Consider the following 24,258-nt stretch of genomic DNA (forward strand, 5'->3'; position numbering starts at 1 on the left):
GGCGAGCGCAATGTAGCGAAAGATCGCTGCGGCATGTCGTCATGACGCGGCAGGTGTTTCCGCGTTGTTCTGCCGCCTCGCTGCTCCCGGCGCGATGCCGATGATGCGCTTGAACGTGCGGCTGAACGCAGCCTCGGATTGATAGCCGAGTTCCTCGGCGAGCGCTGCCACGCTGACGCCGCGCTCGCGCAGCCGCGTCAGCGCATGCTGCATCCGCCACTGCGTCAAGTACTGCATTGCCGGCATTCCGACCAGCGCGGTGAAGCGCGCGGCAAAGGCCGAGCGCGACATTGCCGCTTCGCGTGCGAGCGCGGCCAATGTCCACGCGCGCCCCGGCTCGCGATGCAGGAGGGTCACCGCGCGACCGATCTGCTTGTCGCGCAGTGCGCCGAGCCAGCCGCCTTGTGCAGCGGGATCGCGCTCGATCCACGCGCGGATCGCCTGGATCACGAGGATATCGGCGAGCCGCGTCACAACCGTCTCGCCGCCCGGGCGCAGGGCACGCACCTCATCGGCCATAAAGCGCAGCGTCTCGGTCATCCAGTCGCGATGCGGCGAGTGCGCGGCTTCGATCCGGATCAGGCGTGGCAGCAGCGCAACGAGACGCTGCGCCGCCGGATGATCGAAGCGCACCGCGCCGCAGATCATCTGCGTAGTCGCGCCGTCGCCGCCGTGGCGCAGCACTTCGTAGCGCGCACTCAATGCCTCGCGCGGTAGATCGAACAGCCCGGCGCAATCGCCTCCGGGCGTATCGACGAGGCGGTGCCCCTGCCCGTGCGGCACGAGGATAAAGTCGCCAGGTAAAAGTCGCGTCGGCTCATGGCCGTCGAATTCGAGCCAGCCCTCGCCCGCGGTCACGACGTGGAACATCAGCATCTGCGGGAGCGCCGGCAGCGCGAGGCCCCACGGCGCTGCGAATTCTGAGCGCGTGTAGAAGATGCCGCTCATATGCAATCCATGCAGGGCCTCGCCGAGCGGGTCGACAGCGGCCCAGGGAGGCGGTGAGCTGTTCGACGCGGGAAGATTGGCGGTCATGAAGGCAGTATGCCTCAATGATCGAATCGTCCTGCCAATTTGGACGAAACAGCATGAAACTCCGACTATCAATCATTCAACGTCTTTCGATAAGGCCGGATAGTGGACGCCACGCAATCACGCGTGCACTCCGTCAGGAAACTCGCCATGACATCGAAAACGCCATCTCAAGACTCCCGCCCGATTCTCGTTCTCGGCAGCTCCGGCAAGACCGGCCGCCGCATCGTCGAACGCCTGCATGCGCTGGGGCATACAGTTCGCCTCGGCTCGCGCTCCGCGACCCCGGCCTTCGATTGGGAAGACCGGTCGACCTGGGCGCCGGTGCTAGCCGGTGTTTCGGCCGTCTACATTTCGTACTACCCAGACCTGGCCGCGCCGGGCGCGCCCGAGGCAATCGCCGCATTCACAGAACAGGCCCTCGCGAGCGGCGTACACCGTCTGGTGTTGCTGTCAGGGCGCGGCGAGCACGAGGCGCAGCGCGCCGAACAGGCACTGCAGGCCTCCGGCGCCGACTGGACGATTCTGCGCTGCAGCTGGTTTATGCAGAACTTCAGCGAGAGCGTTTTCCTCGACGGCGTTCGCGCCGGCGAGCTGGCCCTGCCGGTCGGCGCCGTGCCCGAGCCGTTTATCGATGCCGACGATATCGCCGACGTCGCGGTCGCGGCGCTGACCGACGATCGCCATATCGGCCAGCTCTACGAACTGACTGGGCCGCGTCTGCTCACGTTTGCGCAGGCGGTTGAAACGATCGCCGAGGCGACCGGTCGCGATATCAAATTCGCTTCTATTTCGCTGGATGACTATGCCGCCGGCGCGGCAGAGTACGGCGTACCGCCCGATCTCGTCGAATTCCTGCGCTATCTCTTCAGCGAAGTGCTTGACGGCCGCAACGCGCTTCTTGCCGACGGCGTGCAGCGTGCGCTCGGACGCGCACCGCGAGACTTTGCCGAGTTTGCCAAGGGCGCGGCTCGCAGCGGTGTATGGGCGTGAAGCCTCGTTGGTGCCACCTGGCGCGAATTGGCGTGCCTTTCGCGCCGGCTTTCTCGTGGCCCCCAATCGAGGAATCGGGACCGTAGGAGTCGATGGCAGAAATCCAATGTGCCGACGCTCGAAGCGCAACGGCGCGACCGGCAAGAGACAGTCGGTCGCGCATACTCCAGCCTATTCGGTGATATGATTCATATATAATTCATATAGAGCAAACGATATGGGCATTGTGAATATCGACGACGATCTGCACGACCAAATACGCAAAGCGAGCGTGGTGTCGTGCCGATCGATCAACGCGCAAGCGGCGTTCTGGATCAAGATCGGCATGTTGTGCGAACTCAATCCGACGCAGAGTTTCAACGAGATCGTCGCCCAGGAGCTGCGAGCCGCGGGCGTTGCGGCTAAAGCTGTGACGCAGGCTGCGGCGTGACCAAGCGGCCCGAGGAAATCGCCTTGATGGCGGAATCCGGCAAGCTGCTCGCCGAGGTATTCAGCCATTTGGATCGGCTGAACTTGATCGGCATGTCGACCATGCAGATCAACGATCTGGTCGACGGCCTGATCGTCAACGAACTCCACGCACGCCCGGCAAGCAAAGGGCAGTACGGATACGCCTACGCGCTCAACTCTTCGCGCAACCACGTGGTTTGCCACGGCGTTCCGTCAAGCGCGGATATCCTGCAAAGCGGGGATATCGTGAATTTCGATATCACCTTGGAGAAAAACGGCTATGTCGCCGACTCCAGCAAAACCTATCTGGTCGGCGACGTGCCGCCGCCTGCAAAGCGACTCGTGCAAGTGACCTACGAAGCCATGTGGAAAGGCATCGAGGTCATTCGCCCCGGCGCCAGACTAGGCGATGTCGGCCACGCCATCGAACGCCACGCGCGGAAAAACGGCTATTCGGTCGTAAGGGAGTATTGCGGGCACGGCATCGGACGTGAAATGCACGAGCCGCCTCAAGTGCTGCATTGGGGAAAGCCGCAAACGGGCCTGATGCTGCGGGAAGGCATGGTGTTCACCATCGAACCGATGCTCAACCAAGGCAGAGCTGACGTCTCGACCGAAGAAGACGGCTGGACCGTGGTTACGCGCGACGGCCGACTGTCCGCGCAATTCGAACACACCGTCGCCGTGACTCGGAACGGAGTACGGGTCTTGACCTTGCGCCCAGAAGAAAAGAGGCTGAACTGAGCCGGCGAAACGTCGAGGCCCGCCTATAAGTTCCTGGCAACGCCACGCGGCAAAATGATGCGAACCTGACGCAAGAGATATTTCAAAAAATTTCTCTCCACACACTCTCACTGCAAAGCAGGAAAAAGTCCCTACGACGGACTTGCCGTCGTAGGGACAACGGAATCAGAGTCAGTGGAACGACTGGAACGGAGAGAGATACAGATTACCGTTCATCTTGCACACCCAGGTCGATCTGGAATTGGTATTAGGCAGCGTGGCCGAGGAGATGCTCAATTGAGTCGCATTGGCACCGGTAGTCACGTCGGCGCCATTCCACCACATCGGACCGATCGTACCCGCGCAGGTCGCCGATGCGGGCGGACCGAATCCGCCGGTATCAACTTCGATCGTAATGTTATTGACGGAAATATTGCTGTAAACGGAATGGCCATTCGGACCAACGTAGAAATTGCCACTCCAAGCGGAATCCGTGCTTTGCACGACCGGAAAGCCGTAGTAGTCGAGGCAGGATACCGTGAGCGACTGCGGATTGAGGGAGAAATTCTGCCCGCCGCTCGTATTCAAATTCCCGGAGATACTGGTATCACAGGTGTAGTTTTGGACTACGGAATTGCTGCTGCTGTCATAAATCTGGTAGTGAACCGATCCCGAAAACGACACGTTTCCGCCTGGGCTGACGGTGGTCGCATTGGCCGGCGTTGCAGAAATCGCGCCGAGACTCAGAGCCAGCGCCGCCGCGGCGATTGCGAGAGAATTTTTCCGTGATGCCGTCGAAATAAACATGAATTTCTCCAAGTTAAGAAAACATACATTCAAGGACGGTCTGAAAATCTCATCCTAGGGTTTTCAGACCTGTCAATTCGGGCGCATGTCCGACTTGACCGACGCGAATCACGCAGGTGAATGCTTGATCCGCAGCAAATCTTCCGTGATCCGCAAATTCATCTAGCTCAAAACTCGACAAACGCATCGTCTCAGCGATGTCGTCGCCGCCATTCCGAAAGATCACCTGCCGAATTAAGCACCGTGATCAACCCGGCTTTCGCAATACTCTTCGACTTGTTCTTTCGTTTGTGTACTAGGAACAAAGAGCTAATCGATAAGGACCAAGTCACAATTCAATTTGCCAAGCCCTTAGCTTTTCTCGTGAAGATCCCTCGAAAAAGCCTGCAACAATTCAAAAAAACAAGCGACCTTTGATCGACCTGCCGGAAACGGCACGACTGCGTCGCAGCACGAAGCAAGCGCATACATTCCCGCCTTCATGGACTAAAATCACGGCTCGGGGCAGAATCCGCTCATTCATGCCGAACGTGTCGGCACCTCTTCAAAGCGCGGAAGGTTAAGTTCTACGCGGCGTTGTCGCGGAGCGGAACTCTGCGATGAAACGGAGTACCGCGAGCCATGCATCCAGACGCGCCCATTTCCCCGCACGGGGACTCCGATGCACGCGAGTGGTCGGAGCAAGTTCAGGCCCTTATCAAAGAAACCATCGACTCCCGCCCGACGGGATTCGCCGAACTCATTGTCGATTTGCACCATGAGTTGCGCCAGATTGCGCACGCCCGCCGGCAAGGTTCGGGAGCCGGCGACACATTGTCCACCACGGCGCTGGTCAACGAGACCTACATCAAACTCTGCAGCTCTTCCGACGCGTTGTCGGCAGTCAAGCGAGAGCATTTTCTTGCGATTGCGGCGCAGGCAATGCGCTACATCCTGATCAATCACGCACGCGACAAGACGGCACAGAAGCGCGGCCCAGACGTACATCACGAGCCGCTCGGCGAGAGCGATCAGGTCAGCAACGATGTCAGAGAGGCTGACCGCCTGCTTGAACTCGACGGTGCCTTGCAGCAGTTGGAACGGATCCGGCCGCGGCTCGCTCAGGTTGTGCAATTACGTTATTTCGGCGGTCTCAGCGAAAGTGAAGTCGGCCAGGTACTCGATCTCGATCCCAGTTCCGTTCGGCGCGACTGGGTCAAGGCCCGGGGCTGGCTGTCGCAACACCTCACAAAAGAGTGATGAACTTTCATGGAACAGAATCACAGCGATTGGCAGCGGCGTGAAGACCTGATCGATGAGTTGCTCGGGATGAGCGAGGACGGACGCGAAGCATTCATAGCCGCCCTCGCTGCAGAAGCCCCGCACGACGCCGACGCGCTACGCCGATGGCTCAAGGGGATCGAGCAGCCTCTCGCCCACCTGGACCCACCCTCACCCGCCTTGGCGATCGGCCAAGGCGATTTGATTGGTCACTGGCGTGTTCTGAGTCCGATCGGGCGCGGCGGCATGGGTGAAGTCTGGCTCGGCGAGCGCGCCGACGGGCTATTCGAGAAGAAGGTCGCGATCAAATTCATTCGCGGCGATCGCGCAGGACTGCGCGGCAGCATCGAGTCAGAGCGACGGCTGCTCGCCGGACTGCAGCACCCGGGGATCGTGCGCCTGCTCGACGCAGGCGTGAACGCCGATGGACATGCGTTTCTCGTGACTGAGTTCATCGAAGGCACCACGCTTGACGTTTGGCTCGAACAACGAAGACCGTCGCTCGCGCAGCGCCTCGACTTGCTGCATCAAATCTCCAATGCTGTGGCATATGCTCACGAAAGGCTGGTGATCCATCGCGACATCAAGCCGCGCAATATCATCATCGACCACAACGCCCGTGCCTATTTGCTCGATTTCGGCATTGCGCGTGCGTTGGTCGATCCGGCTGATGCGCTGCAAACGACGAATCTGATCCTAACCCCCGAATTCGCGGCCCCCGAACTGATTGTCGAAAACGTCGCCAGTGTTCGCTCGGATATCTATACGCTGGGCGGCGTGCTTTACTTTTTGCTGTGCGAAAAACCGCCGCTGTCTGTGCGCGGGCTGCCTCTCCTGGACGCCATCAAGGTCATCCGCGACGAGATGCCACCTCACACCATCACGGCCACCGGAGCTTCTTTCCCTGGGGAACCGCGACGGCTTCTGGCCGATCTCGACTCGATCGCGCTGAAAGCGCTGGCCAAATCCCCGCGGGAACGCTACGGCACCGTAGAAGCGTTTCTCGCGGACATTGGCGCGGCGCGCGCAAACCTCCCGATTCTGGCCTCGCCGCCCAGCACGTGGGATCGGTCATTGCGCTATCTGCGCCGACACAAAATTGCCATCACTATCGCAGCGATCGTCGCCCTATCGCTACTGGCGGGCATGGCAGGCACGTTGTGGCAAGCGCATGAGGCGAAACTGCAGAGCTTACGCGCGGAAGCAGAAGCAGCTCGCGCGAAGGCATCGGCAAAAAATGCGACCGCCGTACGCGACTTCCTGGTCGAAATATTCAGTTCCGCAAGCCCGGAAAATGCTCGCGGCAAAGTACCGACAGCAATCGAACTTCTCGATACGGGCGTGCACCGCGTCGAAGCTCAACTCGGCGACCAGCCGGAGTTGCAGGCACAGTTACTCGATACCATCGGCGCCGCCTATAACGGTCTCGCTCAGATCGACAAGGCCACCGACGCCATGCGCCGGGCGCATGCAATCGCCGTTACTGCGACCGGCGAAGACTCGCCGCTTGCCACCAAACTCACGATCGATTTTGCTCTCGCTGTGATCAATCGCAGCAGCAACAAACAACTCTACGAGGAACTGTCGCAACGGCTCGAAAAAATCGTGAATCGCCCCGAGGATTCACTGGACCCGGCACTGCGTATTTCCGCACTAACCGAATACGGCGCCCTGCGTGGCGCTCAAGGCAACTCCAAGGACGCCGAAAAATATCTGCGCGATGCGGTCGCCTTTGGGCATAAGGTCGCCCCGCAAGGAAGCGAAGAACTGGCCATTGCACTATTCAATCTGAGCTTCATTCTCTACGGCAAGGGGCATATTTCGGAGGCTGTCGATACAGTCAGAGAGTCATTGGTGCTTCGCGAACGGCTCTTCCCCCCGATCAGCCCGGCCGTCGCAGAAAGCCAGCGTATGCTCGCCACCTTGTCCAGCGTGATCGGCAACTTGGATGAGGCTGCTGATTTGATGGGAAAGGTCCAGGAAACCACGCGCATTCTGTACGGCGACACCAATGCCGAGTATTGCGTAGTCCTTTATGAGTTCTCCAATATTCGCAGCCTACAAGGACGGCTGACCGAAGCCGAAGCGCTCGCCGGGCAAGCACTCGCCATCTTGAAGAAGGCTGGTCTCGAAGGCTCCATACCGGAGATGCACGCCTACAATTGGCTGGCTCTTGCCAAAGGCCGCCAACGGGATTGGGCCGACGCGATTGAAAATTTGCGCGCATCGCTGGCGATCGCGACGAAGGCATTTGGCGGCAGCGGAAATGCGGTTCTCTCAAGGCGCCAGAATCTTGCCGGATTCGAAGGCATGAACGGCGCCTATGTCTCGGCGGAACATGAATTGCGCGACGTGATCGCCATCTACCAAAAAGCCGGCTCGGACAATATCGTGTCCCCAATGCGCTGGCTAGGCAATCTGCGGCGGCTTCAGGGTGATCCCATCGAAGCACGCAGCCTGCATACCCAAGCTCTGGAGAAAGCGAAAGCGTTGTTCGGCGAAAACGGTTTTCTCGTATACGCGCTGCAATTGGAGCTTGCCCTCGACGAGCGCAACTTACAGATGTTCGACCAAGCAAGGATCGATGCGGAAACTGCAAAACGGATGTTGCAGAAACTGCAGCACGACACCGACACGATCGATGCTCAAGACGTTCGCGGCATACTGGCCCAACTCGATGCGCTGCAGGGCCGATGCGCGGGCGCCGTCGCCGAACTCGAATCGACCTGGAAACGGCACAAGGAGTTGCAAGACACACCGGTAAATCAGTGGCAAACCGCCGAAGCGAGTCTGTTCCTGGCGCTGTGTCGGAAAGACATCGATGGTTCGAGTTCCGGCGAAGCGCAGTCGCTGCTGACCACGAGCGTTCGTACTTTACGCGCGTCTCCACTCGCCGATCCGTACATCAAGCGACTCGCTGAAACTGTGCAAGCCTCGAAATAAGAAGTTGCATCGGAGATCGCAAGCGGTTTTCGTAATTGTTGAACGCTTTGCTATGCAAACTGCGGTGTGCAACGTTCCGTGAGAACGGAGAAATGCAAAACGGCTCGCCCCATAATTGGATCGAGCCGTTTTCTATAAGTCTTACAAAAATTAGCCACATTGGTCGGGGCGGCGGGATTCGAACCCACGACCCCCTGCCCCCCAGGCAGATGCGCTACCAGGCTGCGCTACGCCCCGACCGTGACGTGAAAGTGAATTGTAGCAAAGTGTGCTGAAAAGTGCGGCTCGGATGGCCGGTTTCGATCTTCGTAGTTGCGAAGGATCGAAAAAATCAGTGCTTGAGGATGTGCAGTACTTCTTCCAGTTCCATGCGCACCTGGCGCACGATCTGGTTGGAGATGCTGGTCTCCATGCGCGCCTGCTGGCCTTCGAGACGCTGGCGTGCGCCGGTGATCGTGAAGCCCTGATCGTAAAGCAGCGCGCGAATCTGGCGAATCATCAACACGTCGTGGCGCTGGTAGTAACGACGATTGCCACGCCGCTTGACCGGCTTCAAGTTCGAGAATTCCTGCTCCCAATAGCGCAATACGTGCGGTTTGACCGCACACAACTCGCTGACTTCACCGATGGTGAAGTAGCGCTTGGCCGGGATGACCGGCAGTTCGTTATTGCTGCCTTGATCCAGCATAGGACTCGACTTTCAGTTTGAGCTTCTGGCCGGGACGAAACGTTACCACGCGGCGCGCCGAAATCGGAATTTCCTCGCCGGTCTTCGGATTGCGACCGGGCCGCTGATTTTTCTTGCGCAAATCGAAATTGCCGAAGCCCGAGAGCTTCACCTGCTCGCCGCGCTCGAGCGCCTCGCGCACGACATCGAAAAAAGCATCGACGAATTCCTTCGCCTCGCGCTTATTCAAGCCGACGTCGGTGAATAACCGTTCGGCCATTTCCGCTTTGGTCAGTGCCGCCATCCTTACCCCCTCAATCTCGCTTGGCAGTCGCGCTCCAGTGCCGAGACCGCCAAACCGACGCTTTGATCTGCGTCGGCATCAGTAAGAGTGCGTGATTCATCCTGTAAAATCAAGCCGATGGCGACACTTTTTAGTCCTTGTGCGAGATTTGGTCCGGCATAGCGGTCAAATACGAATACTTCGCGGAGAGCCGCGCCGACTGCGTGACGTACCGCAGTTTCGATTGAGGCGTAGCTCACACTTTCAGGCAGCTCGAACGACAGGTCGCGGCGCACCGAGGGATAGCGCGACAGCGGCTGCGCACGCGGCACATGACGATCGGCGAGCACGTCGAGGTCGAGCTCGAAGGCGTACACGTCTTCGGCGAAGTCGAGCGCCTTGCCGAGACTCGGATGCAGCGCACCGATATATCCCACCACGCGCTCGCCACGCCGGATCTGCGCGCTGCGGCCCGGGTGCAGCCACGGCTGTGTCGTCGGCACGAAGGTGAATTCCGCGGCGGCGTTGGTCAGCGCGAACAGCGATTCGACGTCGCCCTTGATGTCGAAGAAATCGAGCGCACGTGCCGCTTCGCCCCATTGTTCGGCAACGGCGCTGCCGCAAGCGACACCGGCGATTCGCGCGATTTCGCGCGGGCCTTCCGCACCGGCGAAGTACGCTCGGCCGACTTCGAATAGACGCACGCGCGTCTGCTGGCGGCTGCGATTCGTCGCGAGCGCGGCGGCCAGACCGGGCAACAGGCTCGTGCGCATGACCGACAGCTCAGCGGAAAGCGGATTCGCCAAAGCGATCGCCCCCTCGGCCAGACTCCATGTTTCCAATTGCTCGCGCGCGACGAACGCGAATGTGATCGCTTCCAGATAGCCACGCGCGGCGAGTTGCTCGCGCAGCGGCGCCGCGCCGACGCGATCTTCGCGCAAGGATGGACCGGCGAGCTCGCCGCTCGGGGCACGGTCGGGAATGCGCTCGTAACCGTGAATACGCGCCACTTCTTCGATCAAATCCTCTTCGATCGAGATATCGAAGCGCGCGCTCGGCGGCGTCGCCGTCCAGCCTTCGCCGTCTGTGACAATGTTCATGCCGAGGGCGGCGAGGATGCGCTCGACTTCGGGGTCCGGCACGCGGATGCCGAGTACGCGCTCGATGCGAGCGCGGCGCAGGCGTACCGGCGGGCGCGCCGGCAAATGTTCGGTGGAGACCGCCTCAAGGATCGGACCGATTTCGCCGCCAGCGGCCTCGACGATCAATCGCGTCGCCCGTTCCAGCGCACGGCGCGGCAACTCCGGATCGACGCCGCGCTCGAAGCGATGCGCGGCATCGGTGTGCATGCCGAGCTTACGCGCACGACCGGCCAACGCCGCCGGGGCAAAATGCGCGGCTTCGAGGAACAGGTTTTTCGTCCCGGTGCCGATGCGCGTATCCCAGCCGCCCATCAGGCCGGCCAACGCGACCGGACGGTCGGCGTCGGTGATCAATAGAAAACTATCGTCGAGGGTCACGTCACGTTCGTCGAGCAGACGCAAGCTCTCGCCCGCTTTCGCGCGGCGCACGCCGATCGGCCCCTTGAGCGTATCCGCGTCGAACGCATGCAGCGGCTGGCCAAGCTCGAGCATCACGTAATTCGTCACGTCGACGAGCAAGCTGATCGGTCGCAGCCCACTGCGGTGCAAACGTTCGCGCATCCACGGCGGCGTCTGCGCCGCGGCGTCGATGCCGGTGATGTAGCGGCCGCAATAGCGCGGACAATCGCCCGGCGCTTCGAGACTAATCTCGATGCGGCGATCGGACTGCGCCGGCACCGCCTCAATCGCGAGCGGCGTGTACGACACGTCGAAGGCAGCGGCGACGTCTTTGGCGACGCCTTCAAGCGAAAGGCAGTCGGCGCGATTCGGCGTCAGCCCCAAATCGAACACGGCATCGGGCAGGCCGAGATACGCCGCAAGCGCCGCGCCGACCGGCGCGTCGGCAGGCAGTTCGAGCAGGCCGGATGCGTCGGCGTCGATGCCGAGTTCTTTGGCGGAGCAGAGCATGCCGAACGACTCGACTCCGCGCAGCTTGGCCGGCTTGATTTTCAGTTCACCGACTTGTGCGCCGACCTTCGCCAGCGGCGCCTTGAGTCCCGCGCGTGCGTTCGGCGCGCCGCAGACGATCTGCAGCTTTTCCCCGCCAGCATCGACTTCGCAGACCTGCAGACGGTCGGCTTCCGGATGTTTCGCGCAGGACACGATCTGCGCGACGACGACGCCGTCGAGCTGGCCGCCGACCGGTTCGATGCTTTCGACTTCGTGGCCGATCATGTCGAAGCGCTCGGCCAGCGTGGCGCGGTCGGCTTGCAGCGGTACTCGTTCGCGGAGCCAGTTCTCTAAAATTTTCATGGGGTTTGAGTCTCTGCTTTTTTCCCGTCGTCCCGGCGGCTTTCAACAGCCGAAGGGCTGGTCAAACCGGAATCGAGTGTCTTATCCAAGCGAAAAGAAACGTCGCTCAATCCCGGCCTGCGCCGGGAAAGCGAGCGAAAGAATCAAGCGAATTGCTTTAGGAATCGAACGTCGTTCTCGAAGAACGCACGCAAGTCGGTAACGCCGTAGCGCAGCATCGCCAGGCGTTCGACGCCCATGCCGAAAGCAAAACCGGTGTAACGCTCCGGATCGATGCCGCAGTTGCGCAGAACTTCGGGATGCACCATGCCGCAACCGAGGACTTCGAGCCAGCGCGAACCGCCATCCGGCAGATCCCAGCGGATCACCACGTCAGCGCCGGGCTCGACGAACGGAAAGAACGTCGGCTTGAACATCATCTTGAAGTCGCGATCGAAGAACGCGCGCAGAAACTCGCGCAGCGTGCCCTTGAGGTCGGCCATCGTCGAGGTTTCGTCGATCAGAAGCCCCTCGACCTGGTGGAACATCGGCGAGTGAGTCTGATCCGAGTCGCTGCGATATACCTTGCCCGGCGCGATGATGCGGATCGGCGGTGTGCGCCCCTTGGCGGCACGGATCTGCACCGGCGAGGTATGCGTGCGCAGCAGGCGTCCGTCGGGAAACCAGAACGTGTCGTGCATCGTTCGCGCCGGATGATCGGGCGGGAAATTCAGCGCACCGAAGTTGTGCCAGTCGTCCTCGATCTCGGGGCCGTCGGCGACGTCGTAGCCGAGGCGTGCGAAGATCGACACGATGCGGTCGAGCGCACGCGTCAGCGGATGCAGGCTGCCACGCTCGCTGCGCCGTCCGGGCAGGGAGACGTCGACCGTTTCCGAAGCAAGACGCTGATCGAGCAATGCCTGCTCGATCTCGGCGCGACTTTCGGAGAGCGTCGCCTCGACCTCTTCTTTCGCGCGATTGACGCGATCGCCGAAGCTCTTGCGCTGATCCGGCGGCAGTTTGCCGAGGGTCTTCAGTTCGCTCGTGATCAGGCCGGCCTTGCCGATCAGCTCGACGCGCAGCTCTTCGAGCTTCGTCTGCAGCCTTTTCGGATCGAGCTTGCCCTTGATCTCGGCGACCTTCGCGCCGACGCCCTTGAGCTTTTCCTGGAAGCCGTCGTTATCGCGGAAGCGTTCGCGCAGCGATTCCATCAGGGCATCGATTTTCTTTTCCAAGCGATCGCTCATGCAAAGTCCAGGTCGTCAATTCCGCCACCCCGGCTTGACCGGCTCCGCTGCCGCGGAACGCTTTACCGGAATGACGAGCAAGAAAAACAAAAGGGGAGCTAGGCCCAGGCCCGGCTCCCCTCGCTTACCTCTTCGTTGAAGCGGACTGGCTCGATCAGATGCAACCGAATCGAGCCTTGCGCATCACGCTGCGAGCGCGCCCTTGGCCTTTTCGGCGAGCGCTCCAAACGCAGCGATGTCGTGCACGGCGATGTCCGCGAGCACCTTGCGGTCGACCGTGATGTCGGCCTTCTTCAGGCCGTTCATCAGGCGGCTGTAGGACAGGCCGAACTGACGCGCAGCGGCGTTGATGCGCACGATCCACAGCGCGCGGAACTGACGCTTCTTCTGCTTGCGGCCGATATAGGCGTACTGCTGCGCCTTGATGACCGCCTGCTTGGCGACGCGGAATACCTTGCGGCGGGCGTTGTAGTAGCCCTTCGCGCGCGAAATGATCTTTTTGTGTCGACGGCGGGCGACGACACCACGTTTGACTCGTGCCATGGTTTCGTCTCCTTATGCGTAGGGAAGCATGCGCGCGATGCGACCGGAGTCTTCTTTGCGCACGATGTTGGGACCGCGAAGATTGCGCTTACGCTTGGTCGACTTCTTGGTCAGGATGTGGCTCTTGAAGGCATGGCCGGCTTTGAATTTGCCGGACGCCGTCTTGCGGAACCGCTTGGCAGCGGCCCGATTGGTCTTGATCTTGGGCATGGCCCAACTCCTTAGTTTGATTTATTTACTCGCCTGAGCGGCAGCATCGCTGCTCTTTCCGTCCTGCTCTGGCTTAGCTTGTTTAAGCTCACGCAAGGTGAGCGGGTTCCAAAATGTACCTGTGCGATCGTTCCTGATCGCGAGAATCAAAAGCGGCCGTCCCGGCCGCTCTTTCCAACAAACCTTCCGCTCTTCGCGAGAGCGGAAGTTTCATCGCGCTGCGCGCGATTACTTCTTCTTCGGAGCCACCATCATCACCATCTGCCGGCCTTCGAAGCGCGGGAAGCTCTCGACCACGGCCTCCTCGGCAACGTCCGCCTGAATGCGTTTGACCATTTGCTCGCCGAGCTCCGTATGCGCCATTTCGCGGCCCTTGAAGCGGACGACGACTTTGACCTTGTCGCCTTCTTCGAGGAAGCGCTTCATGTTGCGCATCTTCACGTTGTAGTCGCCGTCTTCGGTCGAGGGCCGGAACTTCAGCTCCTTGATCTCGACCTGCTTGGTCTTGCGCTTCGCCGCATGCGCCTTCTTCTGCTGCTCGAACTTGAACTTGCCGTAATCCATGATGCGGCAAACGGGCGGATCGGCGGTCGGTTGGATTTCGACCAGATCCAGGCCCAGCTCGGCAGCCATGTTCAGCGCTTCATCGCGCGACAGGATGCCTACCTGCTCTCCTTCGGCGCCGATGACGCGCACCCGCGGAACACGGATTTCCATGTTCTTGCGGTTAGCTTTTTCAGTGGCTATAGGTGAATCTCCAGAAAGTTAATTTTTTGAATTCAAGAAGTTATTGAACATTCTTGAATTCGCTTCGCAGCTTGTCGCCGAACTCGGCAATCTTCATCGATCCCAAGTCCTCGCCAGACCGCGCACGCACGGAGACGAGTCCGAGTTCCTTCTCGCGATCGCCGACCACGAGTAGGTACGGAATCTTCTGCAACGTGTGTTCGCGTATTTTATAGCCGATTTTCTCGTTGCGCAAATCCGCCTCTACGCGGAAACCTTGCCGGACAAGGGCTTGCGCCGTTTCCTCGACGAATTCGGCCTGCGCGTCGGTGATATTCATGACCACCGCCTGCACCGGCGCAAGCCAAGCCGGGAATTGGCCGGCGTGATGCTCGATCAGGATGCCGATGAAACGCTCCATCGAACCGACGATGGCCCGGTGCAGCATGGCCGGCGTGCGCCGCTGCGAGTGTTCATCCACATATTCGGCCGCGAGGCGTTCGGGCATGAAGAAGTCCACCTGCATCGTGCCCAGCTGCCAGGAACGGCCGATGGAATCGCGCAAGTGGTACTCGATCTTGGGTGCATAGAACGCACCCTCGCCCGGCAGCTCCTCCCATTCCACCCCCGCCGCACGTAAAGCGCGACGCAGCGTTTCCTCGGTGCGATCCCAGAATTCATCGGAACCCAGGCGCTTCTCCGGACGCAACGCGAGCTTCACCGAAATATCGGTAAAGCCGAAATCCGAGTAGACCTTGAGTGCCTGCTTGTGGAACGCCGTCACTTCGGACTCGATCTGATCCGGCGTGCAGAAGATGTGGCCGTCGTCCTGGGTGAAGCCGCGCACGCGCAGGATGCCGTGCAGCGCGCCCGACGGCTCGTTGCGGTGGCACGCGCCGAACTCGCCGTAACGGATTGGCAGATCGCGGTAGCTGTGCAGGCCGTGATTGTAAATCTGCACGTGACCGGGACAGTTCATCGGCTTCAAGGCATACGTGCGCTTCTCCGATTCGGTGAAGAACATGTTTTCCTTGTAGTTGTCCCAATGGCCCGACTTCTGCCAGAGCGACACATCGAGCACCTGCGGACAGCGCACTTCGCGATAGCCGGACTCGACGTAGACGCGGCGCATGTACTGCTCGACCACCTGCCAGATCGACCAGCCTTTCGGATGCCAGAACACCAACCCCGGCCCCTCTTCCTGCACATGGAACAGGTCGAGCGCCTTGCCGATTTTACGGTGATCGCGCTTCTCAGCCTCTTCGAGCTGGGTCAGATAGGCCTTCAGATCCTTGTCGTTGAGCCAGGCCGTGCCGTAGACGCGCTGGAGCATCTCGTTGTTCGAATCGCCGCGCCAATAGGCGCCCGCGACCTTCATCAGCTTGAACGCGCGCAACTTGCTCGTGTTCGGCACGTGCGGGCCGCGGCAAAGGTCGATGAAATCGCCCTGCGAATAGAGCGACAGCTCCTCGTTCGCCGGGATCGATTCGATGATCTGCGCCTTGTATTCCTCGTGCTTGTCGCGGAAGAACTTCACCGCCTCGTCGCGCGACTTGACCGAGCGCGATACCGGCAGGCCCTCGGCGACGATCTTCTTCATCTCGGCCTCGATCTTTTCCAGATCTTCCGGCGTGAACGGCGTCTTGCGTGCGAAGTCGTAGTAGAAGCCGTTCTCGATCACCGGGCCGATCGTGACCTGCGTGTCAGGGAACAACCGCTGGGTCGCCTGCGCGAGCAGGTGCGCGGTGGAGTGGCGCAGGATGTCGAGCGCCTCGGGGCTTTTGTCGGTGATGATCGCGACGTTCGCGTCGTACTCGATCAGATAGCTCGTGTCGACGATGCGGCCGTCGACCTTGCCGGCCAGCGCCGCCTTGGCGAGGCCGGCGCCGATCGATGCGGCGACATCGGCAATGGAAACGGGATGTTCGAACGGACGTTGGCTGCCGTCGGGGAGAGTGATGTTGATCATGATGGCTTTTCGTAAATTGCGGCGGACGGCCGCTTCCGGATTTTCGTCGTCGCAGGCGACGGCAAAAATTGCCCAACAAAAAAGGCGCCGTGGCGCCCTTTCTCAGCGACGTCGGCGAATGTGTTTCAGCGTGGGAAGGTTCGCGTAGACATGTCGCACACTCAGCCGCCGGTTACCCGTGCGCCACCTTTGTTCGATCGTTGCGCTACAGCCTAACGCAGAGGCCGGCACCAAACAAGAATTCAAGAAGAGAACAGGCAAAAAAATCCCCCGGCAGAGCCGGGGGATCGAACGAGTCGTTCAAGAGGTTCCCGAGCGGCGACGCCGGCCGGGCTTCGACACACCACTGCAGTTATTGCGAGCAGATGATGTAGGTGTTGTAAGTGAAAGTGTTGCTGTTGTGGTTGGTGACGATGACGGTCCACGACGTGTTGCTGGCCGGATACGTGGCCGTGACCGTCGTGTACTGATCTCCGCCGTTGGTCTTGACTCCGCCGCTGACTACCTTTTGTCCCGCCGGGCAGTTCACCGTCGTCGTGCACGGACCGCCGCCGGTGCAGCTTATGTTGGCGCTCGGGCCCGTATACGAGAAGTTGGCGGAAGTGCCGGTCGCACCCGTCGCACCGGCAGCACCTGCCGGACCCTGTGCACCGGTCGGACCCGCAGCACCCGCCGAACCTTGCGCCCCGACTGCACCTTGAGGGCCGGTAGCACCGGTAGGACCCGCAGGGCCTTGAGCGCCGGTAGCACCCGCTAGACCTTGAGCCCCTGCTGGACCGGTTGCGCCCGTTGTACCGGCGACACCTTGCGCACCGGTAGCGCCCGTCGCTCCAGCCGTTCCTTGCGGACCGGTCGAACCTGTGGCTCCCGTTGCGCCCGCCAGACCTTGCGGACCCGTCACGCCTTGCGCACCCGTGCTACCGGTTGCACCGGCGAGACCTTGCGCGCCTGTTGCACCCGTTGCACCTGCCACGCCTTGCGCACCAGCCGGACCTGTAGCTCCCGTTGCGCCCGCCAGACCTTGTGCGCCCGTCGCGCCTGCAGCACCTTGGGCACCGGTCGGGCCTGTAGCTCCCGTTGCACCGGCCAGACCCTGTGCGCCCGTCGCGCCTGCCACACCTTGGGCACCGGCCGGGCCTGTAGCTCCCGTTGCACCGGCCAGACCCTGTGGACCCGTTACGCCTTGCGCACCCGTGCTGCCGGTTGCACCGGCGAGGCCTTGAGCGCCAGTGGCGCCCGTCGTGCCTTGCGCGCCGGCGGGGCCTGCCGCGCCCGTTACGCCTTGCGCACCGGCGGGGCCTGTAGCACCCGTTGCACCAGCCAGCCCTTGCGGGCCCGTCGCGCCTTGCGCACCGGTGCTACCGGTTGCACCGGCCAGACCTTGAGCGCCTGTGGCACCCGTCGCACCAGTCACACCTTGCGCACCAACGGGACCCGTTGCACCAGCCAGCCCTTGCGGACCCGTTACGCCTTGCGCACCGACGGGACCTGTAGCTCCCGTTGCACCCGCCAGGCCCTGCGGACCCGTTACGCCTTGCGCACCGGTGCTGCCGGTTGCACCAGCGAGACCCTGAGCGCCTGTGGCACCGGTCGCGCCTTGCGCACCGACGGGACCTGTAGCTCCCGTTGCACCCGCCAGACCCTGCGGACCCGTTACGCCTTGCGCACCGGTGCTGCCGGCTGCGCCGGTCGCACCCTGCGGACCCACCGGACCGGTAGCGCCTGCGAGACCTTGAGCACCCGTAGCACCTGCCAAACCTTGCGCACCCGTCACACCTTGCGCACCCGTGCTACCGGTTGCTCCAGCGAGACCCGTAGCGCCCGTTGCGCCTGTTACACCTTGCGGACCGACAGGCCCGATGGCTCCCGTAGCCCCCGCCAGACCTTGCGGACCCGTCACGCCTTGCGCCCCGGTGCTACCGGTTGCACCCGCGAGACCTTGCGCGCCCGTGGCACCAGTCACACCTTGCGCACCGACGGGACCTGTAGCTCCCGTTGCGCCCGCCAGACCCTGCGGGCCGGTCACGCCTTGCGCACCCGTGCTGCCGGTTGCACCGGCGAGACCTTGAGCGCCGGTAGCGCCTGTCGCACCTTGCGCCCCCGTACCGCCCGTGGCTCCTGCCGGACCCTGCGGCCCAGTGGCGCCGACGGCGCCCGCCGCGCCAACTGCACCGGTCGCTCCAGCCTGAGCCATCAATCCCCAGTTCGTGGTATCCGTTGCGGGACTACCCACATTTTGGCCAGTTAGATTCACATAAGTGGAACCGCCTTGCGTAACGACGTCGTAGGCCGAATAACTGACCCCGGTTCCACCGTAAGGACCGATGTACTTGTAGCCCGAACCGGTCGCACCCGCGACGCCCGTTGCGCCAGTCGCACCCGTAGCGCCCGCAGCACCGGTAGGACCTTGCTGGCCCGAAGGCCCCTGGACGCCCTGCGGTCCCGTTGCGCCGGCATCACCCTGCGCGCCCGTTGCACCGGTAGGCCCAGCGGCGCCGGTTACGCCGGCAGCACCGGTTGCTCCAGTCGCGCCGGTCGGGCCGGTCGGGCCAGTAGGTCCGGTCGGCCCGGTCGGCCCCGTCGCACCAGCAGTCAGCCCGGTCGGGGTGGTGAAATAGCCGAATGCGTCGACGATCACTTGAGTCGGCGTCTGCGAGAAAATCGCAAACTGACCATTGGTCGAATTGATCGTCGCAATACCTTCGTTGGCCACGGTCTGGCCGCCGACAAAGTTCAGCCAGCTCGTTCCGAGCGATCCACCTTGCGGGTAGACGGACAAGAAACCGTACTGTGTCGGCGATCCCAGACCATAGGCCTGAACCGTCACGTTGAGCGTCATCGCGGCCGGAATGGTCGTACCGGGATAGCCCGAGCAAGCGCCGCCACCTTGAGACGGACCGCCAGTGCCACTGTAGACGCGCGTTTCGAGCGCACCGAACGCACCGCCGACAATGCGCGTATCGACGATGCGGCACGGCGTGATCGGGACATACACCAGATCGCTCGGGCTGCTGATGACGGAATTGACCTGCGACGAATCGGCGCTGGTCTCATGCCCGTTTGCCGTGGTCGTGGTGTTCGCGCTGCGGACGGCGGAGCTCTTGGCCGCGCTGAGTGCCGCGGACAGCGTCGGCGCGTTTGCCGCCTCGACGAAACCGCGCGTATCGCCCTGCATCAGATTGTTGATCAGCTCGACGCGGGTCGGATCGATCGTGCCGTCCGATCCATTCTTATATTGAGCGGAATACAGATCGGCGATCTGCACGGCATATGCGTAGCGTTGCTTAGCCCGGGACAACGAGTCCGGATTCAGTGCCGCGGGATTGCCGCTGCGCGGTGAGAGTTGGATATTGCTGCGAACATCGGTGAAATCGACGGCTGACGCGGCCAACGCCTGGGAAATGGCGAAAGCCAACGTCGTCATCGCAATCGCTTTGCGCTTGACGGATAGCATGAACGTAACCCCCTGTAGGTTAGTTTTCTGATTTGAACCGGCTTCCTCGATCCGCTCGACACACGCGCAACCGGCGATGCGTCCGCGCAAACGCAGACGCATCCGTTGCGATCCGGATGTAGGCCGTTTTTTTGTGAAGAATCGATGCTTGCCGGCACCTTGCACAACACCGGAGCGCAGACGCACGCCCGGCTGCAACGACGCTCACGCGCCGCCGCTGCACCCTCTTGCTCATCGCAAGAGATGCAAATTGCCGTTTTGAGTTTCCTTTCACACCCTGACGGGCGTGCCCCTGTAACACGCGCAGATTAGTGTGATTCGTCGCACTAATCAATTATCAATAGTGTGTCGGAAGTCGCAAATTAAGAAAGCGCGTCATCCTCGTGAAATGAAGATGCACACGACCGCGGCTCGCGCGGTTTGCGCAATGGGAATTTTCAGATCGCGCAGCTCAACACGCGCCCTTCGCGCCAGGATCGCGTTGCGAGTTCGGCCAGTTCGAGCGCCCTGATGCCGTCGTTCAAGCTCGGCGTAGGCTGTGATCTGCCGGCCAGCACCTCGGCGAAATGCGCCATCTCGATCGCATAGGCGCGGCGATAGCGTTCGAGAAAGAACGGCTCCGGCACGTCGGCGCGGACCGCATCGGCGAGCGACGCCGTCACCTCGGTCGGACGATGATTGCCCGCCTGCAGCATGCCGGCGCTGCCGAGCACCTCGATGCGCTGGTCGTAACCGTAGGCCGCATGCCGCGACGTGTTGATCGTGCAGAGCCGGCCGCTGCGCGAGCGCAACGTCACCGCGGCGGTGTCGAGATCGCCCGCCGCACGCGCGCCGTCGCTCAGGCAGGCGCCGGTGGCGTAAATCTCGACGATTTCGTCGGCGACGAGCCAACGGCAGACGTCGAAGTCGTGGATCAGCATGTCCTTGAACACGCCACCCGACTGCTTGAGATAGTCGAGCGGCGGCGGTCCTGGATCGCGGCTCGTCAAGACCACGACTTCGGGCGCGCCGATCTCGCCCACGTCGAGGCGGCGTTTCAGCGCGGCAAAGGTCGGATCGAAGCGCCGCTGGAAACCGATCATGCACGGCACGCCCGCGCTGGCCACGGCTTCGGCACAAGCCTGCGCGCCGTCGAGATCCGAAGCCACCGGCTTCTCGCAAAAGATCGCTTTGCCCGCGCGCGCCGCGCGCGAAATCAGCTCGGCGTGCGTCGCCGTGCTCGCCGCGATCACCACCGCGGCAACGGTCGGATCGGCCAAAGCCTGCTCGACGTCCGCGGCACCGGCGCCGTGCGCCGCGGCCAATTCGGCAGCCGCGGCTGGATTCACATCGACGACATAACGCAGCCGCAGCCCGGCCTGCGCCGAAAGATTGCCCGCATGAATGCGGCCGATTCGGCCCGCGCCGAACAAGGCGATTTCAGTCATGACCTTCACGCATCAAAATCACCGCTGTGGGCCGCCTCGTTCGGCTTCAATTCGAGGCGATACGCCAGCGCCACGAACAAGGCCTGACACAGACAGATCGTGCTGGTCAGCGCGCGGAACGCGAACACGCTGCCCTCGTCGACCTTGAGCAATACATTGGCATGCGCGGCGAGCGGTCCCAGATCGGACTCGCTGATCGCAATCACCTTGGCCTTGCGCTGGCGCGCGAGACGCGTGCAGAACAGCGTCTCCTTGCCGTAAGGCGGGAAACTGATCGCGATCAGCGCATCGCCCTTGCCGATGCTGTGAATCTGCTCGCGGTGCATGCCGCCGAGTCCGTCGACCAGGTGCACACGTTTCTGCGTATGGCCGAGCGCATAGGCGATGTAGCTCGCGATCGCGAACGAGCGCCGCACCGCGACGATATAGATGTGCTCGGCCGACGCGAGCACATCGACCGCGGCGTGGAAACGCGCTGGATCGAAACGCTCCACCAGTTCGTCGAGGCCGACGCGGCAGGCGTCGATGAAACTGCGTGCGATCTGAGTCTCGTCGAGTTTTTCCGGCCGCTCGGCGATGACGCGGCGGATACGGTGTTGATAACTGCCGGACGGTTCGGTGCGCTCGCGAAACGCGTCGCGGAACACGGCCTGCATCTCGCTGAAGCCGGTGTAGCCGAAACGCTGGGCGAAACGTACGACGGCCGAAGGATGCACGTTGGAACCTTCGGCGATGTCATTGACCTTCTGCAGCATGATGCTCGACCGATGCTGCTCCAGATAGCGCGCGACCCCTTGCAGTTGGCGCGGCAGCGACTCGAACTCGTCGGCGACGCGCTGCATGAACTGATCCACGGCATTGCTGACGGCCAAAGGCAGGCTCCTCGGTTGGGCGCGTTGTCCGATGTTATTCGGCGTATCGTTAAATGCGGCTTGGCGCAGTCTGCAACATATGGAATAAAAATTCCATATTTCTATTTAATGCAATACGAATTGCAAAGACTGCGAACAGGCCCTATTCTCCTTCATCTGACGCGCACCTCCGCAAGCCTACGATACGCGCATGACAGATCGTATCTCCGCCGCCGTCGCGCGGCCCCTCGACGCCATCTTCCTCGGGCGCGTCGCCGTTGACCTCTATGCGCAGCAGATCGGTGCTCGCCTCGAAGACGCGACGAGCTTCGCCCGCTATCTCGGCGGCTCCTCGGGCAATGCCGCATTCGGCAGCGCACGCCTCGGCCTCAAATCGTCGATGCTGAGCCGCGTCGGCAACGACCAGATGGGTCGTTTCCTCGTCGAAACGCTCGCGCGCGAAGGCTGCGATACATCGCAGTTGCACGTCGATCCCGATCGCCTGACCGCCTTCGTCCTGCTCGGTATCAAGGATCGCGACACGTTCCCGTTGCTGTTCCACCGCGAGAACTGCGCCGATATGGCGTTGTCGACCGACGACATCGTCGAGGCGCACATCGCCTCGGCGCGTGCGCTCGCGATCACCGGCACGCATCTGTCCACACCGGGCACGCTCGCCGCCTGCCTCAAGGCGCTGGATCTCGCGCGCAAGCACGGTCTGCGTCGCGTCCTCGACATCGACTACCGCCCGGTGCTCTGGGGCCTCGCGCCGCGCAGCGACGGCGCGACGCGCTTCGTCGCCAATGCGGCCGTGACCGACCATCTGCGCGACGTGCTGGCCCGGTTCGACCTGATCGTCGGCACCGAGGAAGAGTTCCGCATTGCCGGCGGCGCCGACGATTTGATCGACGCGCTGCGCAACGTCCGCGCCGCGAGCGACGCACTGCTCGTCATCAAACGCGGCGCGCTCGGCTGCAATGCAATCGATGCGGAGATCCCGGCGCGGATCGAAGAGGCACCGCTCGTCGCCGCGCCGAAAGTCGACGTACTCAACGTGCTCGGTGCCGGCGACGCCTTTATGGCCGGCTTTCTTTACGGCTGGCTGCGCGACCAGCCGATCGAAACCTGCTGCGCCTATGCGAACGCCTGCGGCGCGATCGTCGTTTCCCGCCACGGCTGCGCGCCGGCGATGCCGAGCCGAGCCGAACTCGAATATTTTCTGCGCCAAACCGGAAAGATCGAAGGCGATGCGCGTGAACTTCGTTTCACGCCGAATGCGCAAAAAGCGCGCGCCTATGACATCGCCACCGATGCCGAACTCGCGCATCTGCATCGCGTCAGCGTGGCGCGCCCGCACTGGGAGGATTTGCACGTATTCGCCTTCGACCATCGCAGCGCATTGGAGGAAACCGCGCGGCGCCACGGCGCCGACGCCGCGGCCCGCCTGCCCGTGCTGAAAAACCTGCTGCTGCGCGCCACCGAGCAGACCGAGGCGGCCTTGGACCTCGCCGGCCATATCGGCGTGCTGATCGACGACCGCCACGGCCAGGACGCGCTCAACGCCGCAAGCGGGCGCCGCTGGTGGATCGGCCGTCCAGCCGAACTGCCCGACACGACGCCGCTCGCCTTCGAGCACGGCGCCTCGATCGGCACGCAGCTCGTCACCTGGCCGCAGGAACATACGATCAAATGTCTTATCGTCTTCGATCCGGACGACGCGACTCTGCGCGCCGAGCAAGAACGGCAGTTGCGCACGCTCTACGCCGCCGCTTGCGCGAGCGGCCATGAACTTCTCATCGAAGTCATCGCACCGGCGCATGCTCCGGCGGCGCAGCGCGGCGATCTGGTCCTGCGCGCGATCGAACGCATCTACGCGGCCGGCATCAAACCCGAATGGTGGAAGCTCGCGCCACTCGCCGCCGCCGACTGGCCGGCACTCGACGCTCTCATTACACATAGCGATCCGTGGTGCCGCGGCGTGCTCCTGCTCGGCGCCGACGCACCCTACCCCGAACTCGCCGCCGGCTTTGCCGCCGCGGCCGGCAGCGCGACCTGCCGCGGCTTCGCCGTGGGCCGCAGCGTGTTCGCCGAACCGGCGCGCGCATGGTTCGCCGGCGAGATCGACGACGACGCACTCGTCGCGCGCGTGCACGCGAACCAGTGCGAACTCGCTGCGCTTTGGCGCGCGGCGCGAGACAATGTCGCGGGTCCTGCACCGGTGGAAACAAAAAGAAATTTTGGCCACGGATTACACGGATGAACACGGATCAAGCAAAAAAAAATTTGATCGAGCTTTGC

The 24,258-nt window shown here is 62.2% G+C and carries 19 protein-coding genes and 1 tRNA gene; 6 read left to right on the forward strand and 14 right to left on the reverse strand.

All coding sequences use genetic code 11. The annotated features are described in order from the left end of the window. Positions 1 to 39: 39 nt before the first annotated feature. A complete protein-coding gene (locus tag FFS30_RS20705) occupies positions 40 to 1,035 on the reverse strand; it encodes an AraC family transcriptional regulator (protein ID WP_137915094.1) in 996 nt (331 codons plus the stop codon). Between the two features lie 147 nt (positions 1,036 to 1,182). On the opposite strand from FFS30_RS20705, the gene FFS30_RS20710 reads away from it, so the two are divergent. The 3 genes from FFS30_RS20710 to map all read left to right on the forward strand — a co-directional run bounded on the left by FFS30_RS20710 (position 1,183) and on the right by map (position 3,219). Next, complete coding sequence (locus tag FFS30_RS20710) at positions 1,183 to 2,025, forward strand: NAD(P)H-binding protein (protein ID WP_137915095.1); 843 nt, start codon at positions 1,183 to 1,185, stop codon at positions 2,023 to 2,025. Between the two features lie 217 nt (positions 2,026 to 2,242). Continuing rightward, positions 2,243 to 2,455 carry a ParD-like family protein gene (locus tag FFS30_RS20715; protein ID WP_137915096.1) on the forward strand — a complete coding sequence of 71 codons (213 nt, stop codon included), beginning with the start codon at positions 2,243 to 2,245 and terminating at the stop codon, positions 2,453 to 2,455. Beyond that, entirely contained in the window at positions 2,452 to 3,219 is a 768-nt protein-coding gene (gene map, locus FFS30_RS20720) for a type I methionyl aminopeptidase (protein WP_137915097.1), read from the forward strand. The genes FFS30_RS20715 and map overlap by 4 nt, the downstream gene beginning before the upstream one ends. Before the next feature lie 171 nt (positions 3,220 to 3,390). Here map and FFS30_RS20725 read toward each other — a convergent pair whose 3' ends face one another. Then, a complete protein-coding gene (locus tag FFS30_RS20725) occupies positions 3,391 to 4,005 on the reverse strand; it encodes a hypothetical protein (RefSeq protein WP_137915098.1) in 615 nt (204 codons plus the stop codon). A gap of 621 nt (positions 4,006 to 4,626) precedes the next feature. On the opposite strand from FFS30_RS20725, the gene FFS30_RS20730 reads away from it, so the two are divergent. Both FFS30_RS20730 and FFS30_RS20735 read left to right on the forward strand, forming a co-directional pair. Next, positions 4,627 to 5,244, forward strand: coding sequence for an ECF-type sigma factor (locus tag FFS30_RS20730; RefSeq protein WP_137915099.1), 618 nt, complete (start codon positions 4,627 to 4,629; stop codon positions 5,242 to 5,244). 9 nt (positions 5,245 to 5,253) lie between these two features. Next, a complete protein-coding gene (locus tag FFS30_RS20735) occupies positions 5,254 to 8,208 on the forward strand; it encodes a serine/threonine-protein kinase (RefSeq protein WP_137915100.1) in 2,955 nt (984 codons plus the stop codon). A gap of 160 nt (positions 8,209 to 8,368) precedes the next feature. Here FFS30_RS20735 and FFS30_RS20740 read toward each other — a convergent pair. The 12 genes from FFS30_RS20740 to FFS30_RS20795 all read right to left on the reverse strand — a co-directional run bounded on the left by FFS30_RS20740 (position 8,369) and on the right by FFS30_RS20795 (position 21,981). Beyond that, positions 8,369 to 8,445, reverse strand: a tRNA-Pro gene (locus FFS30_RS20740). A gap of 94 nt (positions 8,446 to 8,539) precedes the next feature. Continuing rightward, complete coding sequence (locus tag FFS30_RS20745; RefSeq protein ID WP_137915101.1) at positions 8,540 to 8,896, reverse strand: MerR family transcriptional regulator; 357 nt, start codon at positions 8,894 to 8,896, stop codon at positions 8,540 to 8,542. After that, positions 8,874 to 9,179: an integration host factor subunit alpha gene (locus FFS30_RS20750; RefSeq protein WP_137915102.1), complete on the reverse strand. Its 306-nt coding sequence runs from the start codon at positions 9,177 to 9,179 to the stop codon at positions 8,874 to 8,876. The genes FFS30_RS20745 and FFS30_RS20750 overlap by 23 nt, the downstream gene beginning before the upstream one ends. A gap of 2 nt (positions 9,180 to 9,181) precedes the next feature. After that, entirely contained in the window at positions 9,182 to 11,554 is a 2,373-nt protein-coding gene (pheT, locus tag FFS30_RS20755) for a phenylalanine--tRNA ligase subunit beta (protein ID WP_137915103.1), read from the reverse strand. Positions 11,555 to 11,697: 143 nt separating this feature from the next. Next, positions 11,698 to 12,780, reverse strand: a complete 1,083-nt coding sequence (pheS, locus tag FFS30_RS20760; RefSeq protein WP_137915104.1) for a phenylalanine--tRNA ligase subunit alpha — start codon at positions 12,778 to 12,780, stop codon at positions 11,698 to 11,700. A gap of 183 nt (positions 12,781 to 12,963) precedes the next feature. Further along, positions 12,964 to 13,323 (reverse strand): 50S ribosomal protein L20, encoded by a 360-nt coding sequence (rplT, locus tag FFS30_RS20765; RefSeq protein ID WP_137915105.1) that lies wholly within the window; start codon positions 13,321 to 13,323, stop codon positions 12,964 to 12,966. A gap of 12 nt (positions 13,324 to 13,335) precedes the next feature. Next, a complete protein-coding gene (gene rpmI, locus FFS30_RS20770; protein WP_137915106.1) occupies positions 13,336 to 13,533 on the reverse strand; it encodes a 50S ribosomal protein L35 in 198 nt (65 codons plus the stop codon). Positions 13,534 to 13,761: 228 nt separating this feature from the next. Further along, positions 13,762 to 14,280, reverse strand: a complete 519-nt coding sequence (gene infC / locus FFS30_RS20775; protein WP_283235237.1) for a translation initiation factor IF-3 — start codon at positions 14,278 to 14,280, stop codon at positions 13,762 to 13,764. Positions 14,281 to 14,320: 40 nt separating this feature from the next. Then, on the reverse strand, positions 14,321 to 16,228 hold the full coding sequence (gene thrS / locus FFS30_RS20780) for a threonine--tRNA ligase (protein WP_137915108.1): 1,908 nt from the start codon (positions 16,226 to 16,228) through the stop codon (positions 14,321 to 14,323). A gap of 352 nt (positions 16,229 to 16,580) precedes the next feature. Beyond that, the gene (locus FFS30_RS24480) at positions 16,581 to 19,682 is read right to left on the reverse strand and encodes a hypothetical protein (RefSeq protein WP_283235235.1); all 3,102 of its coding nucleotides are present in this window, start codon (positions 19,680 to 19,682) and stop codon (positions 16,581 to 16,583) included. Positions 19,683 to 20,119: 437 nt separating this feature from the next. Beyond that, positions 20,120 to 21,109: an inositol 2-dehydrogenase gene (iolG, locus tag FFS30_RS20790; RefSeq protein WP_137915109.1), complete on the reverse strand. Its 990-nt coding sequence runs from the start codon at positions 21,107 to 21,109 to the stop codon at positions 20,120 to 20,122. A 5-nt stretch (positions 21,110 to 21,114) separates the two neighbouring features. After that, complete coding sequence (locus tag FFS30_RS20795) at positions 21,115 to 21,981, reverse strand: MurR/RpiR family transcriptional regulator (protein ID WP_249352568.1); 867 nt, start codon at positions 21,979 to 21,981, stop codon at positions 21,115 to 21,117. 190 nt (positions 21,982 to 22,171) lie between these two features. Between FFS30_RS20795 and iolC the strand changes: the two genes are divergently transcribed. After that, a complete protein-coding gene (gene iolC / locus FFS30_RS20800; RefSeq protein ID WP_137915110.1) occupies positions 22,172 to 24,220 on the forward strand; it encodes a 5-dehydro-2-deoxygluconokinase in 2,049 nt (682 codons plus the stop codon). The last annotated feature ends 38 nt before the right edge of the window (positions 24,221 to 24,258 follow it).

The organism is Rudaea sp. 3F27F6 (genome assembly GCF_005503555.1).
In the GTDB taxonomy this organism is placed as follows: domain Bacteria; phylum Pseudomonadota; class Gammaproteobacteria; order Xanthomonadales; family Rhodanobacteraceae; genus Rudaea.

What these genes read in the sequence shown, in the direction of transcription:
- FFS30_RS20705 (WP_137915094.1), bottom strand. Translation starts at nt 1,035, where the DNA reads ATGACCGCCAATCTTCCCGCGTCGAACAGCTCACCGCCTCCCTGGGCC.
- FFS30_RS20710 (WP_137915095.1), top strand. Translation starts at nt 1,183, where the DNA reads ATGACATCGAAAACGCCATCTCAAGACTCCCGCCCGATTCTCGTTCTC.
- FFS30_RS20715 (WP_137915096.1), top strand. Translation starts at nt 2,243, where the DNA reads ATGGGCATTGTGAATATCGACGACGATCTGCACGACCAAATACGCAAA.
- FFS30_RS20725 (WP_137915098.1), bottom strand. Translation starts at nt 4,005, where the DNA reads ATGTTTATTTCGACGGCATCACGGAAAAATTCTCTCGCAATCGCCGCG.
- FFS30_RS20730 (WP_137915099.1), top strand. Translation starts at nt 4,627, where the DNA reads ATGCATCCAGACGCGCCCATTTCCCCGCACGGGGACTCCGATGCACGC.
- FFS30_RS20735 (WP_137915100.1), top strand. Translation starts at nt 5,254, where the DNA reads ATGGAACAGAATCACAGCGATTGGCAGCGGCGTGAAGACCTGATCGAT.
- FFS30_RS20745 (WP_137915101.1), bottom strand. Translation starts at nt 8,896, where the DNA reads ATGCTGGATCAAGGCAGCAATAACGAACTGCCGGTCATCCCGGCCAAG.
- FFS30_RS20750 (WP_137915102.1), bottom strand. Translation starts at nt 9,179, where the DNA reads ATGGCGGCACTGACCAAAGCGGAAATGGCCGAACGGTTATTCACCGAC.
- pheT (WP_137915103.1), bottom strand. Translation starts at nt 11,554, where the DNA reads ATGAAAATTTTAGAGAACTGGCTCCGCGAACGAGTACCGCTGCAAGCC.
- pheS (WP_137915104.1), bottom strand. Translation starts at nt 12,780, where the DNA reads ATGAGCGATCGCTTGGAAAAGAAAATCGATGCCCTGATGGAATCGCTG.
- rplT (WP_137915105.1), bottom strand. Translation starts at nt 13,323, where the DNA reads ATGGCACGAGTCAAACGTGGTGTCGTCGCCCGCCGTCGACACAAAAAG.
- rpmI (WP_137915106.1), bottom strand. Translation starts at nt 13,533, where the DNA reads ATGCCCAAGATCAAGACCAATCGGGCCGCTGCCAAGCGGTTCCGCAAG.
- thrS (WP_137915108.1), bottom strand. Translation starts at nt 16,228, where the DNA reads ATGATCAACATCACTCTCCCCGACGGCAGCCAACGTCCGTTCGAACAT.
- FFS30_RS24480 (WP_283235235.1), bottom strand. Translation starts at nt 19,682, where the DNA reads ATGCTATCCGTCAAGCGCAAAGCGATTGCGATGACGACGTTGGCTTTC.
- iolG (WP_137915109.1), bottom strand. Translation starts at nt 21,109, where the DNA reads ATGACTGAAATCGCCTTGTTCGGCGCGGGCCGAATCGGCCGCATTCAT.
- iolC (WP_137915110.1), top strand. Translation starts at nt 22,172, where the DNA reads ATGACAGATCGTATCTCCGCCGCCGTCGCGCGGCCCCTCGACGCCATC.